This is a genomic window from Acholeplasma hippikon, assembly GCF_900660755.1.
Taxonomy (GTDB): domain Bacteria; phylum Bacillota_I; class Bacilli_A; order Acholeplasmatales; family Acholeplasmataceae; genus Acholeplasma; species Acholeplasma hippikon.
Window position 1 is genome coordinate 1,040,300 of sequence record NZ_LR215050.1, and the last position, 14,288, is coordinate 1,054,587.

Below are 14,288 nucleotides of genomic sequence, written 5' to 3' on the forward strand. Positions count from 1 at the left end.
ACTCACTCCCTTTTCTAATTATTTTTGAATTGCTTAGTCAACTCAATAACTCTTCTTCTAATATCTTGTAAAACTTCTTCATTTGAAGTGTGGGTCAATGCTTCATGAATCCATTCTGATATTAGTTTAAATTCTTTTTCTTTAAATCCTTTTGTTGTCATTGCTGGGGAACCTAAACGGATTCCTGAAGTGTGTGCAGGCTTTTCTTGGTCAAATGGAATAGCATTTTTATTAATTGTGATATTCACTTTATACAGCGTTTCTTCTGCTAGTTTACCCGTAATCCCTAACTTAGATTTAACATCAATTAAAACTAAGTGATTATCTGTTGTTCCTGAGACGACTCTATAACCTAATGCTTTGAATGTATCTGCCATCACTTTAGCATTTTTAACAACTTGTTTTTGATATTCAACAAATGAAGGATCTAATGCCTCTTTGAAAGCAACTGCTTTTGCTGCAATCACATGCATTAATGGTCCGCCTTGTTCACCAGGGAACACAGCTTTGTTGATTTTTTTAGCGACTTCTTCATCGTTAGTTAAGATAATGCCTCCGCGTGGACCTCTTAACGTTTTATGTGTTGTAGAAGTTACTACATGCGCATATGGTAGCGGAGATGGGTGAACCCCAGCTGCTACTAATCCTGCAATATGTGCCATATCTACGAATAAATATGCACCTACTTCATCAGCAATTTCTCTGAATCGTTTAAAGTCAATTGTTCTTGCATAAGCACTAGCTCCTGCAATAATCATTTTTGGGTTGACTTCTTTTGCTATTCTTAAGACTTCTTCATAATCAATGCATTCATCAGTCTTTGAAACTCCGTATGCATAAGCCTTGTAGAATCTTCCCGAGAATGAAAGTTTATATCCGTGTGTTAAATGTCCGCCCGCATCTAAACTCATTCCAAGTACTGTATCTCCTGGATTAACTAGTGCATGATAAACTGAGGCATTTGCTTGTGACCCAGAATGTGGTTGAACATTAACGTATTTAGCGTTGAATAATTGTTTTAATCTTTCAATTGCTAATCGTTCAATCTCATCTACAAACTCACATCCACCGTAATATCGATTGCCTGGATATCCTTCTGCATATTTATTTGTCAAGATTGATCCTTGAGCCTCTAATACTGCTTTTGAAACAAAGTTTTCAGAAGCAATTAACTCAATGTGTTCATCTTGTCTAACAGATTCTTTGATTAGTGACTTATATAATTTAGGGTCTTCGTTTTGTAAATACATACTCTTTATACCTCATCTTTAAAATTACGATTAAATTATACCATTATACGGAAGTATAAAGTTCATCCAAGACACACTAAAGTCTTTTTCATCGATTGCGCAGTTATTATTATATTAATAATACCCACTTATTGCAAACGATTCTATAAATGATAGCGCTTTACTCGAAATATGGGAATTTTTTCTCATTTTCACATTCTTTTTTTCCGAAAAAAAGAGGCAAGATTTACTCACCTCTTTTCAATGATTATATATTAAATTTGATTTTTGAAGATAGAGTTTCTAAAGAATTTGAAAAATCTGAAGAAGTAATTGTTGAAATATTAAATCCAATATACATATAATTTGATAGTAATTCTTCTGTAAGTTCAATAGTACCTGTTAAATTATTTGTTCTAAATAATACCGTATATGTATTGAAACTATAATCGAAGAAAATAATTCTAACTTGATATCCCTCTTCAATTGTTATGCTTGAATAATTCTTTAAAGATTCTAATGAAATCACATTTGAAGCTCCAAATCCTTTTGAAAATGAATCAGTACCCGGAGTCACTTGAATTGCTCTATCATTCCAATAACCTGATACAAATGTTAACTCATCATCCATGTGTGGAATAAGTGGTTCTTCAAATCGATGGATGCTTAATTTTGTTGAAACATTTTCAATATCATTAGTAATATCTTGTGTTGGGTTTTTAGAAAGATTAAATGCAATATACTCATAGTCTAGCCAGAAAGCTTCATCCATCATAACCGCGCCTTTCAAGTTATCAGATCGTTTTAGAACCTTATAGTTACCGTATCCATCATAACTTAAGAAAATAACTCTGACTTGGTAACCTTCTTTAATTACTAAATTTGAAGCCCCTATGAATCTTTGCTTAGAAAGTACATTTGAGGCGATAAAACGTTTATTAAATAGAGTATCTTCTGTTAAGATACTTGTTGCGTTATCTGCCCAAAACCCTTGTATGAAATGTATATCTTCATCTTCATGTTCAATTGTTTGTGATGTAATCGTTATGATTTCTTCGAGTTTTTCTTCTGTTAAATCTTTATTATCTTCGGCAAACACCATAAACGAAATTATTTCTTTATCCTCTTTAAAAGTTTCTGATAAAACTAATTCATTGAGGGGTTCTGAAATGTTAACAACGATATATCCGTTTTCATAAATCAGTTCAACAACTACAAATCTATAGCCCTCTTTTACTCTCACAATATCATCAGTTATAAAGAATCCAATGGTTAAAGGAATAGAAATAAATTTTTTCGTTGATGGTATTGGATGATTTCCATCCATTTTCCATTCACCTAATTCATAAGTTAATTCTATATCCACGTGTCCTTCTCCGGTTCCTTCTGGATGATAGAGTTTTAGTTTACTTGCAACCTCATCCAGTCTTGAACTAATATCAACTGTTGGAACTTCAGAAATATTGAAAGCAATATATTGATAATTTTCCCAGAATGCTTCATCTATTTTTACATATGGGGCTTGTGAATTATCTGTTCGATGTAAAACTTTAAATCCATCTCCTTGTTTTTCCAAGAAAATGACACGATATTGATAACCTTTTTCAATTGTAATTTCAGACCCCACCGGTAAGAATGCTTTAGCAATTGGCATAACCGCTGCGAAATTCTTATGAAGTGCGTCCGATTCTGGTGAAATAGAAGTTGCATTTGAATTCCAAAAACCTTTTACATATGTAAATGAATAATTAACTCCTTCCACTTCAATAGGCTCTGGTTCAGGTATATCATAACTTGATTCTGTTACCTCAAATGGCTTTATATAGTCATTATTTACTGCTTCCATTGACATTAGTTGGTCTTCTTCTGATACACCATTTGGTCGATACGAAATTGTTTCGGGTGAAATATTAAATCCTGTGATTGATTTAAAGAACATTAAACCTGCAATGTATCTTCCTAGTGGATCACTTAGGTGATATCCATCACGCGTTAATGTGTCTTGAACATAGGAAGTTCTCGCATTTTGAATTGCAGTTCCTGATGGAATAACAAAGTTAACTTGTGTGTTTGTTAATACTTTTTCATTTACCGAATCTATAATCATTTGATACATTTTTGCTTGTGAAAGAACATAATTAGCAAAACCACTATGTGAACTTGTTTGTTGGTATGCCCATGTCATTTGCCACCCGATTTTCACGTTTGGGTTGACAGCTAACGCGTCTACCCATCCAATAAGTGAAGTTAAATGTTCTGCATATGTTGATACTAATCCACTATGATGACTGGCTTGTTGGAATGTGATTACATCCCAATATTCTTTAGCAATTGCTTCCCCTAATGACATGCTATTTGTAGCAATCATATTTGTCCCTTTATATAACTGATACTGATGCACTTTTGCATTTGAGTTGGCGTTTTGCACATGTTGGATTAGTTCTGCTCCACCAATATACATGTTAGCAATAACAACTTTACATTGATCAACACCATAAGATGTGGCAATATTATACAAATAACGGTGAGCATCTTCTGAGAAACTATTTTCAATAGATAAAATCTTTAATGATTTTGTATAGTCTGATACCTGCTTCCATCTAGCAATCAACTGGATGTCTTTATTGGGTTTATCAAAAGTAAAACTCCATGATTTTGAATAAGTTTCATCTTTATACCATCCTGAGAATTCATAACCTTCTTTTGTTGGAGGTGTCGGTGAACTAAATAAACTTCCTTTATTAACTTTCATATCCCCTATTACACTTCCACCTTTAGTATCAAATGAAATGGTAACTTTTTCTACTTCATCCCTTTTTGTAAATAATGTCATGTTGGAGTCTACTTTATCAATTTTAAAATCCCATTTCGTCTCAAACTTATCATCTTTATACCAACCACCAAATTCATATCCTTCTTTTAGAATTGAAGATGGCTCTATAATGAGTAATCCAGCTTCAATTTCTTGACTAGGTATACTCGGTGTTCCTCCATTTGTTTCAAACGAAACAACAAACTTTTGTGTTGAATTGTCATCATTACATGCAATTAACACACCTATAAATAACAACCCTAAAATGAATGTAACAATCTTTTTCATCTTACCCCCTATATTTCGAAACGTTTCGATTATTTTTGAATAAAAAATAACTTTATAATGATATAGTTGTATTCTTCTCCTCTAATATACCCCAGTAAAAATAATATGGCAATCATTATATGAAAACGTTTTCTTCGCTATAGTAAAAAAACACCATTCAAGGTGTTTTTAAATTATTTTACGTTATGGTATACGTTTGAAACATCATCTAAATCATCTAATGAGTTTAATAATCTTTCAAATTTTTCAATATCATCTTGTTCAGTTAATTCAACTGTTTGAAGTGGTAAGAAAGTAATATTTTCTTGAGTTGGTTCTAAGTTAGCAGATTTTAATGCATCTTTGATTGCATTATATTCTGTTGGTTCAGCATAGATTGTAACAAATTCACCTTCTACTTCAACATCAATCACATTAACGTCATTTTCTAATAATACTTCTAAAATTTGATCTTCTGAAGCTTCAACTTCAAACACCGCTCTGTGTTCAAATTGGTGTAATACTGAACCAGACACACCTAATTTACCATATGCTTTATTGAATGCAGTTCTAACATCAGATAATGAACGATTTGTGTTATCAGTTAAACATTCAACAATGATCAGGCTGTTTCCTGGACCAAAACCTTCATAACGAATTTCTGTATAGTTTTCGTCACTTCCACCTTTAGCCTTTTCAATAGCTCTTTTAATAACATCGGCAGTTACTTGTTCTTTCTTTGCCTTTTCAATGATACGTTTTAAATTAACGTTTGTTTCAGGATCTGGAGTTCCTGATTTAGCTGCCATATAAATTTCTCTTCCGTATTTTGAATATACTTTTGATTTTGCAGCAGCTGTTTTAGCCATAGCTACTTTTCTGACTTCAAATGCTCTTCCCATAATTCTTCACTCTTTCTGAAATTTTTCTTTGTAGGCTTCGATAGATTCTGCAATTACTTTAATTGCTTCTTCCTTATTTTCGATATCTAAGATGTATGTTCTTTTACCTTCTAATGATTTATACACCTCAAAAAAGTGAGAAATCTCACTTAATAAGTGATGTGGTAAATTCTTAAGGTCTGTATATTGTGTTAATGAAGGATCGCCTAATGGAATCGCAATAATTTTTTCATCGACTTCATCACTATCAATCATTTTGATAACCCCGATTGGGTAACATTCCACTAATGACATAGGTTCAATGTCTTCTTGGCATAAAACTAAAACGTCTAATGGGTCCTTGTCTCCAGCATATGTCAATGGAATGAATCCATAATTTGCTGGGTAGTGAGCAGAGGTAAATAAGACTCTATCAAGAATGATCATTCCTGTTTCTTTATCTAACTCGTACTTCTTTTTACTGCCCTTTGAAATCTCAACGCAAACAATAAAACGCTCTGGCGTGATTCTTTTGGGACTAATATCGTGCCATATGTTCATATATTTCACCCTATTTTCTCTAATTAGCACTACTATTGTAACACTATTTATGTATTTTTTCTATCTAAAGATAGTATAATTGAAGAAAAAGAGGTGTTATGATGAATCCTGCATATAAAACAATTATTACTAATGAAAATGGAATCAACGGTTCTGTAACTGCTGATAACGGCTTCACTGTGCAAGTTGCACCTGTTAAAGGTGCAGACCTTGAACACACAAATCCAGAACAATTAATTGGTGCTTCATGGGCAACTTGTTTAAATGCCACAATTTACTCAATTTTAAAGTTAAAACAATTGGATAATAAGGCTCGTGTTCGTGTTGAAGTACTTTTATTTACACATGAAAAAACTGGATATCGCTTTGAACTACACGCAAAAGCAGCTATTGAAAACATGCCGTTTGATGAAGTTAAAGCAATCGTTGAACATGCCGATAAATTCTGTCCAGTATCTAAATTAGTTAGCGGTCGACAAGGTGTTACACTAGAAGTTGAAGCATATTAATTAAGTTTTTTTAAAATCTTAATTACGAAAGTATGCCCTATAAAATATTTAATCTTACATGGTTATTTATTTTGTAGGGCTTTATTTTTTCATAAAAAAACTAACCTAGATGGGTTTCTAAATGAGTTCTTATAAGTCTAATATTTGATACCCTGCTGCTTTTTCTAAGCGGTTCATTAATGCATAACCTAATTCATCTTTGTTTAAGTAATGAATGTAGATATATTCCACACTTTCTTTATCCATATCTCTTAGGCTTGAAAATAAATTGTGTGCCATTTGTAATTGATTATCTTTTGAGCCTAATGGAACAACGTTCACATTAAATAATTCCTGATATTCAGACTCACAGATTACAGCAATTTTATGTCCTTCTAGTTTTATTTTTTGTTCACAAACATAAGCAGCCATTTTTTCTATCGAACCTCTAATAAGTAAGACTTCTCCTTTGGGCTTATAGTGTGTATATTTCATACCAGGAGATTTTACTTGACCAGTAGGTTTTGTACCAGATACATCTTGCACGGTATACTTTAAGACTTTTTCAACCATCTTCTTAGTTACATATCCAGGTCTTAGGATTGTAGGAATATCTCCTGTCATATCAATAACTGTAGATTCTAATCCAATCTCAGAAGGACCACCATCAATGATGATATCTACCCTACCATTAAAATCCTCTAGTACATGTTCAAATTTAGTTGAACTAGGTTTTCCTGAAATATTAGCTGAAGGTGCTGCAATTGGAACACCTGCCAGTTTAATTACTTGTTGTGCAGTTTTATCTTTAGGGAATCTAATAGCAACTGTTTCTAATCCACCTGAAGTTTCTTTAGGAACAAGTTCATTTTTTTCAAATACCATAGTCAGTGGACCTGGCCAAAATGCATCCATTAACTTTTCAGCATCTTCACTCACATAACGAACATATTTATATAAATCATTTCGATCTGCAATATGAAGAATAAGTGGGTTATCAGAAGGTCTTCCCTTTGCTTGGTAAATTCTTTTTGATGCCTCTGGGTTTAATCCGTTTGCACCAATGCCATAAACCGTTTCAGTTGGGAATATAACTAAATTCCCTTGAAGTATAGTTTCTTTTAAAATTGATTGATTTTCTTTAATATTTAGGTCATTATTAGACCAACAAATGGTATTTTTCAAGTTGAACACTTCACTTTCGAACGTATTATATCAAAAAGCGATTATTTTGTCTTAAGAATGATGAAAAAGGGAATAGATACCCTATATAAAATATAGAAAGATGTTGAAAATGTTCTTTTTTTGTTAATAATTCGATATTTATCAAATAAAAAATGAGTTATCCTTTTTGTGGTAGATAACTCATTTTATGTTTAGTTTTGGAATTCTTTTAATACTTCAATTAAAAGGTCAGGTCTATCTGTAATAATTCCATCTGCACCATTTTTAATCAATAGTCGCATTTCTTCCGGATCATCTACTGTCCAATAGAATACAGCCATATTCTTTCGATGTGCATCATTAATTAATTGTTTGTGCATTAAGTTAGCACGGTAAACCCCATTTTCATCTTTCTTAGCGATTGAATTACTAAACATATTTGGTAAAATATCTAAAATTTTCGCTGTACTTCCAGTAATTGACATTGAACTTGGGTTTGGTAAGATTAAAACTTCTGATTTCACTGTCCAGAAGAAATCAATATGAAATGCTGAGAAGATTGCAAAATTCGTTACTTCTTTTGTTCCAGCATTGTTTTTAGCTTCTGGTAAGTTTTCTTTAAAGTATGAAATAATTCTATCATCAAATGATGCTAAGACTACTTTATCTACTAATTCATATTGTTCAACTAATCTAACTAATTCTGCTGCTGCATCATATCCGATATTTTCCGGTTCATCTTTGATTTCTAAAATATATAAAACATCATCACCAACATTTGCGAAGATATCTTCAATCTTAGCAGGAATCATTCTAACCATATCGGGATGATTTGAATCTAGATTTGCAAAAGGTTTATTTCCATCAATATCTACGAAGTTTCTTGCTGAATAATAATCATCTGCAATAATTTCACTAATGATTTCATTATATGTATAATTTCTAATTAATTGACCGTTGTAATCACTATCAGGTGACATTTCTAAATCTAAATCATGGTGAGAGATTAATACACCATCTTTAGTCATTGCTAAGTCAATTTCTAACACACCTGCTTGGAAATCATTAACTAACATATCGTAAGCATAAACTGTGTTTTCAGGAGCTAATTCTTTAGCACCGCCGTGTGGAATAATTAATGGTAATTTACCATGTGTTCTAAAGCTATTTTCACCTTTAACTTTTGAGATTGTAAATGGTAAGAAATTGATAGCGGCAAAGAAAATTGTAAATCCTGCAGCCACATAAACTAACACTTTAATCCCCTTAATTAGTTTCTTCATCTTGTTATTCTCCTCTTTGTTTTAAATATAATTCATATAAATTATAACCTAAAGCACAAATTGTCATGGGTCCAACACCTTTTGGAACAGGTGTAATGTAAGATGCGATTGGTTCCACTTCATTAAAATCAACATCTCCAACAAGTTTTCCATCTACGCGATTGATACCAACATCAATTACTACAGCACCTTGTTTAACCATATCTTTAGTTACAAACTTAGCTTTGCCGATTGCAGCAATTAAAATATCTGCTTGTTTGGTAATCTCAGCTAAGTTTTTTGTTTTTGAATGGGTAATAGTAACTGTTGCATTTCTATCTAACAACATTTTAGAAATTGGCGCACCAACAATTTGGCTGCGTCCAATCACAACCGCATGCTTCCCTTCAATTTCAATTCCGTAATGATCAAGTAACATCATTATGCCTTTTGGCGTTGCAGGGCGAATACCTGCCTTCTTTTGGAATAATAAACCTTGATTAATTGTATGGAATCCATCTACATCTTTTCTATAATCAATACTTTCCATTAACATTTCACTGTTTAAATGTTTTGGTAATGGAAGTTGAAGTAAGATTCCATTGACCTCATCGTTATGATTAAATGAATGAATTAAGTCATAGACTTCTTTTTCACTTACATGTTCATCTAAATAATTAATGTTAGTAACCATACCAAGTTTTTCAGTTGTAGATAATTTTCCTTTAACATAACTTAAGCTTGCAGGATCATTTCCTACTAAAATAATTTCTAATCTTGGTTTTGACTTTAATAATGATACTTTTTCTTTTAATACTAAATTTAGTTCATCCGCTGTTTTTCTTCCGTCTAATATCATATGATCAATTCTCCTTCGTCATCCACCCTAATATCTAAGGCTCTTGGATGTTCGTTTAACCCCGGCATTGTATTAATACCTTTTGTGAGAGTTACGATTAGTTTTGCACCAAATGATATTTTAACATCACTTATGTCTAAAGTGAAATCTTTTGGGCATCCTTTTAGTTTAGGATCTCCAGATAACGATAAAGGTGTCTTTGCGATACAGACAGGATAATTAAAATCTTTTACAGCATTTAACTTATCTAGTGCTTTCTTTGTAAATATAACTTCCTTGGCACCATATAAGGTTTTTGCGATTCTTTCTATCTTATCTTGATGCTTTTCTTCTAAGTTATATAAAGGCTTAAATGTTGTTGCTTGTTCTATTTCTGAAATGACTAATTTTGCTAAGTTTTCTGCTCCTAATCCACCTAAACTATAAGCTTCAGATAATTCTACTTTATAGTTATGTTTTACAGCCCAGTTACGTAAAAATTCGATTTCTTCTAGTGTATCTGTATGGAATTTATTAATAGCGACCACACTTTTTAGATTAAAGGTTTTTATATTTTCTAGATGTTTTTCGAGATTAGATAAACCTTTTTCTAAGGCATCAAAATTTACACTTAGCAAATTATCTTCATTCGCTCCACCATGCAATTTAAGGGCTTTTATAGTTGCTACAACTACAACGATTTTAGCACCAGCATAAAGGTGAGGTTGTTTAATATGTAAAAATTTCTCCATTCCTAAATCTGCACCAAATCCAGCTTCGGTTACAACGTAATCAGCTAACTTTAATGCTGTATTAGTTGCAATGACTGAACTACAACCATGCGCAATATTTGCAAATGGTCCTGCATGAACAAAGGCCGGTACCATTTCTTTAGCAAAAACAATATTAGGCTTTATTGCATCTTTTAAGAGTAATAAAATCGCGTCTACACAACCTAAGTCTTTAGCATGAATAAGTTTTTCTTCTTCATTTATTCCTATAACGATGTTTGAGACTCTTTCACGTAAATCTTTGAAATCTCTTGCTAATGCTAAAATAGCCATCATTTCAGATGCGGCTGTTATTTGAAATTTGTCCGTTCTAATTTCTGTTTCAATACTTCTTAAAGATCTATCATTCATATCCATAGCACGTTGCCAATAAACTTCTTTTATTTTAAGTTCATTACCAAAATGAATATGATTATCGATGACTGCGCTTAATAAGTTATTCGCGCTTGTTAGTGCGTGTAAATCCCCTGTAAAGTGTAGATCAATATCAAGTGCTGGTTCTAATGAACTCACTCCACCTCCGGTTGCTCCACCCTTTAAACCAAAGACGGGTCCAAGTGATGGTTCTCTTAAGGCAAGCATTACACTTTTCCCAATCTTTTTTAATCCTTGGGCAAGTCCAATAGAAACGGTTGTTTTTCCTTCTCCACTTGATGTTGGATTAATGGCACTCACTAATATTAAATTACCGTTGGGTTTATTTTCGATTCTATTTAAAATTTTTGGAGAGATTTTAAATTTATCATTTCCATATGAAATAATTTCATCTTCGTTGATTCCAAGGTTCTCAACTAAATAGCGATACTTATTCATTTTTTCACCCTCTTTATCTTTAATATCATTATACATTTATTTCTCTCATAAATATAAAACCACGAATTGCTCGTGGTTTATATCTTCATATAGTTATAATTGGTTTTTAATAAATTCTCTACATGTAACACTAAATCTTTACTTGGTTCACTAATATGATTAAGTTCATATGGGATACCCATTGCTTCCCATTTCTTAATACCTGCTTTATGGTAAGGTAAGACATCAATACCTACCATATTCTCTAATGTATCAATAAATTCTCTTAATCTTAAAACGTAATGATCTTGTGAATTAATTGTAGGTAATAAAACATATCTTAAACGTGTAGGAATTTTTAAATCACTTAAATGTTTAGCAAAAGCGAGGATATTTGTGTTAGGTGCTCCAACTAACCATTTATGTTCTTCGTTATCAATATGTTTAATATCCAGTAAAACTAAATCCGTATATTTTAATAATTCATCAAATGCTTCTTGTCTATTTTCTCTATATGTTCCAGCCGAGGTGTCCAAACAAGTATGGATACCTTGTTCTTTAGCCTTTTTAAATAATTCGGTAACAAATTCGAGTTGGAAGGTAGCCTCACCACCCGAGGCAGTGATGCCACCCCCTTTATAGAAGGCTTTGTATTTTTTGTAATCTGCAATGATTTCATCTGCAGTCATTAATTTATTTTCAGTTGTTGCCCATGTATCTCTGTTATGACAGAACTTACATTTTAAAGCACAACCTTGAAAAAAGACTACATAACGAATGCCTGGCCCATCGAAAGCACCAAATGTTTCAATGGAATGCACATTACCTTTTAATCCAATATTAGAATCCTTCATGGAAAGTACGTTTCATAACTTCAAGTTTTTGTTCAGTTGTTAAGTTAGAGAAGTTAACTGCATAACCTGATACACGCACTGTTAAGTTTGGATATAATTCAGGATGTTCGAATGCGTCTTTTAATGTTTCTCTATTGAATACGTTAACGTTTAAGTGGTAACCACCTGAAGTGAAGTATCCATCTAATAAACGAACTAAGTTTTGAACTTGAATGTCATCTTCAGCATGAACGATTGAACCTTCAATTTGAAGTTTTTTACCTAATGCTGCTGGAATAATTGTGAATGTATTTGAAATACCATCTTGACAGTATTCGAATGGAATCTTAGCTACTGACATTAATGATTTTAATGCACCTGAGTTATCTCTTCCGTGCATTGGGTTAGCACCAGGAGCAAATGGTTCCTTGTAACGTCTACCATCTGGAGTATTACCAGTATGTTTACCATAAACTACGTTTGAAGTAATTGTTAGGATTGACATTGTTGGAACTGAATCTCTATAAGTCTTGTGACTTGCAATTTTCTTCATGAAACGTTCAACAACATCAACTGCGATTGAGTCTACTCTATCGTCATTGTTTCCATATTTAGGGAAGTCTCCAACTGTTTCGAAATCAGTGATTAAACCTCTTTCATCATAGATTGGATGAACTTTAGCATATTTAATAGCTGATAATGAGTCAGCAACTACTGATAGACCTGCCATACCTGTAGCAAAGAATCTAGTTACGTCTCTATCATGTAAAGCCATTTCTAATTTTTCATATGCATACTTATCATGCATATAGTGAATGATATTTAATGCATTTACATAAACTTCAGCAAGTTCGTCTAATGTTTCATCATAACGAGCCATTACTTCATCAAAGTTTAAGACATCTGCTTGCATAACATCACGTTTAGTTCTGTAGAATACTTGATCTCCAGAGATTTCGTCTCTACCACCGTTTAATGCATATAATAATGCTTTAGCGCCGTTAGCACGAGCTCCAAAGAATTGCATTTCTTTACCAATAGCCATTGGTGAAACACAACATGCGATTGCATAGTCATCACCATGAATTGGACGAATTGCATCATCACTTTCATATTGAATTGATGATGTATCGATTGAAACTTTAGCACAGAAGTTTTTAAATCCTTCTGGTAAGTTTTCAGTCCATAATACAGTTAAGTTTGGCTCAGCTGATGTTCCTAGGTTGTAAAGTGTTTGTAATAAACGGAATGAAGTCTTAGTTACTAGTGATGAACCATTTAAGTTCATACCACCTAAAACTGCAGTTACCCAAGTTGGGTCACCTGTGAATAATTGATTATATTCAGGAGTTCTTGCGAATCTAACCATTCTTAATTTCATGACGAAATGATCAACAAATTCTTGAATTTCTAATTCTGAATATTTACCATCTTTTAAGTCTCTTTCAATATAGATATCTAAGAATGCATCTACTCTACCTAATGACATTGCAGCACCATTTTGTTCTTTAACTGCCGCTAAGTATGCTAAGTATAAGTATTGAATAGCTTCTTTAGAATCTTCTGCTGGTCTTCTTAAATCGAAACCATAGATATCTCCTAATTGAATTAACTCATTTAATGATCTGATTTGATCAGTAATTTCTTCTCTTAGACGGATTACATCCTCAGTCATTGGGAATGTTAAGCTGTTTAATTGAGCTTGTTTGTCTTTAATTAAGAATTCAACACCATATAGTGGTACACGACGGTAATCACCAATGATACGTCCACGTCCATACCCATCTGGTAAACCAGTGATAATGTGTGATTTTCTTGCACGACGAATTTCAGGTGTATAAGCATCAAACACACCTTGATTGTGAGTCTTTCTTACATTTGTGTATAAATCGATTGTTTCTTGCTCTACATGGTATCCGTAAGCTTCAGTTGCTTTTACGGCAACATTAATACCACCATTAGGGAAGAATCCTCTCTTTAATGGTGCATCAGTTTGTAAACCAACGATCTTTTCAAGATCTTTGATCATGTAACCAGCACCATGTGAAATGATTGTTGATGGAACTTTAGTATCTAAGTCGATAACTCCACCTTTTTCTTTTTCGACCTTTAATAAATTTTTAAAAAATTCATTTAATGTAATTGATGCGTCTGTTGCACCAGCAAGGAATTGATCATTCCCTTTATATTCTGTGTAGTTTTGGTGAATAAAATCAGAAACGTTTACGCTTCCTTCCCATAAACCACCTTTGAATCCTCTCCATGGATTATTCATAATTGGCCCTCCTATAAATTTTTCAACGATTGTACATTTTCATTTTATAAAACTGTAAAGAATTTTGCTTGGTATTCTATAATTGAAAACGTTTT

At 32.6% G+C, this 14,288-nt stretch carries 11 protein-coding genes; 1 reads left to right on the forward strand and 10 read right to left on the reverse strand.

Annotated elements, in window-relative coordinates; translation table 11 throughout:
• Nucleotides 1-14: 14 nt before the first annotated feature.
• The 4 genes from glyA to EXC59_RS05195 form a co-directional block, all read right to left on the reverse strand.
• Nucleotides 15-1,250 (reverse strand): serine hydroxymethyltransferase, encoded by a 1,236-nt coding sequence (gene glyA, locus EXC59_RS05180; RefSeq protein ID WP_035369915.1) that lies wholly within the window; start codon nt 1,248-1,250, stop codon nt 15-17.
• Nucleotides 1,251-1,497: 247 nt separating this feature from the next.
• Nucleotides 1,498-4,329 (reverse strand): DUF4886 domain-containing protein, encoded by a 2,832-nt coding sequence (locus tag EXC59_RS05185; RefSeq protein ID WP_051659072.1) that lies wholly within the window; start codon nt 4,327-4,329, stop codon nt 1,498-1,500.
• A 173-nt stretch (nt 4,330-4,502) separates the two neighbouring features.
• Nucleotides 4,503-5,210 carry a YebC/PmpR family DNA-binding transcriptional regulator gene (locus EXC59_RS05190; RefSeq protein ID WP_035369973.1) on the reverse strand — a complete coding sequence of 236 codons (708 nt, stop codon included), beginning with the start codon at nt 5,208-5,210 and terminating at the stop codon, nt 4,503-4,505.
• Between the two features lie 6 nt (nt 5,211-5,216).
• The gene (locus tag EXC59_RS05195) at nt 5,217-5,750 is read right to left on the reverse strand and encodes an inorganic diphosphatase (protein ID WP_035369972.1); all 534 of its coding nucleotides are present in this window, start codon (nt 5,748-5,750) and stop codon (nt 5,217-5,219) included.
• Between the two features lie 98 nt (nt 5,751-5,848).
• Between EXC59_RS05195 and EXC59_RS05200 the strand changes: the two genes are divergently transcribed.
• Nucleotides 5,849-6,259, forward strand: a complete 411-nt coding sequence (locus tag EXC59_RS05200; protein WP_035369913.1) for an OsmC family protein — start codon at nt 5,849-5,851, stop codon at nt 6,257-6,259.
• A gap of 129 nt (nt 6,260-6,388) precedes the next feature.
• Here the strand turns inward: EXC59_RS05200 and EXC59_RS05205 are convergent, their stop codons facing one another.
• From EXC59_RS05205 to pflB, 6 genes are all read right to left on the reverse strand, one after another.
• Nucleotides 6,389-7,423, reverse strand: a complete 1,035-nt coding sequence (locus EXC59_RS05205; protein WP_051659070.1) for an L-threonylcarbamoyladenylate synthase — start codon at nt 7,421-7,423, stop codon at nt 6,389-6,391.
• Between the two features lie 191 nt (nt 7,424-7,614).
• Complete coding sequence (locus EXC59_RS05210) at nt 7,615-8,685, reverse strand: glycerophosphodiester phosphodiesterase family protein (RefSeq protein WP_035369912.1); 1,071 nt, start codon at nt 8,683-8,685, stop codon at nt 7,615-7,617.
• Between the two features lie 4 nt (nt 8,686-8,689).
• Entirely contained in the window at nt 8,690-9,523 is an 834-nt protein-coding gene (locus EXC59_RS05215; RefSeq protein ID WP_035369909.1) for a bifunctional 5,10-methylenetetrahydrofolate dehydrogenase/5,10-methenyltetrahydrofolate cyclohydrolase, read from the reverse strand.
• Nucleotides 9,520-11,142 carry a formate--tetrahydrofolate ligase gene (locus EXC59_RS05220; RefSeq protein WP_162164069.1) on the reverse strand — a complete coding sequence of 541 codons (1,623 nt, stop codon included), beginning with the start codon at nt 11,140-11,142 and terminating at the stop codon, nt 9,520-9,522. Before EXC59_RS05220 ends, EXC59_RS05215 begins: the two co-directional genes overlap by 4 nt.
• 41 nt (nt 11,143-11,183) lie before the next feature.
• Nucleotides 11,184-11,939, reverse strand: a complete 756-nt coding sequence (gene pflA, locus EXC59_RS05225) for a pyruvate formate-lyase-activating protein (protein WP_051659069.1) — start codon at nt 11,937-11,939, stop codon at nt 11,184-11,186.
• Entirely contained in the window at nt 11,926-14,193 is a 2,268-nt protein-coding gene (gene pflB, locus EXC59_RS05230) for a formate C-acetyltransferase (RefSeq protein WP_035369902.1), read from the reverse strand. The genes pflA and pflB overlap by 14 nt, the downstream gene beginning before the upstream one ends.
• Nucleotides 14,194-14,288 lie beyond the last annotated feature (95 nt).

Coding starts and splice junctions, on each gene's coding strand:
- glyA (WP_035369915.1), bottom strand. CDS start 1,250: ATGTATTTACAAAACGAAGACCCTAAATTATATAAGTCACTAATCAAA.
- pflB (WP_035369902.1), bottom strand. CDS start 14,193: ATGAATAATCCATGGAGAGGATTCAAAGGTGGTTTATGGGAAGGAAGC.
- EXC59_RS05185 (WP_051659072.1), bottom strand. CDS start 4,329: ATGAAAAAGATTGTTACATTCATTTTAGGGTTGTTATTTATAGGTGTG.
- EXC59_RS05195 (WP_035369972.1), bottom strand. CDS start 5,750: ATGAACATATGGCACGATATTAGTCCCAAAAGAATCACGCCAGAGCGT.
- EXC59_RS05220 (WP_162164069.1), bottom strand. CDS start 11,142: ATGTATAATGATATTAAAGATAAAGAGGGTGAAAAAATGAATAAGTAT.
- EXC59_RS05210 (WP_035369912.1), bottom strand. CDS start 8,685: ATGAAGAAACTAATTAAGGGGATTAAAGTGTTAGTTTATGTGGCTGCA.
- pflA (WP_051659069.1), bottom strand. CDS start 11,939: ATGAAGGATTCTAATATTGGATTAAAAGGTAATGTGCATTCCATTGAA.
- EXC59_RS05215 (WP_035369909.1), bottom strand. CDS start 9,523: ATGATATTAGACGGAAGAAAAACAGCGGATGAACTAAATTTAGTATTA.
- EXC59_RS05190 (WP_035369973.1), bottom strand. CDS start 5,210: ATGGGAAGAGCATTTGAAGTCAGAAAAGTAGCTATGGCTAAAACAGCT.
- EXC59_RS05200 (WP_035369913.1), top strand. CDS start 5,849: ATGATGAATCCTGCATATAAAACAATTATTACTAATGAAAATGGAATC.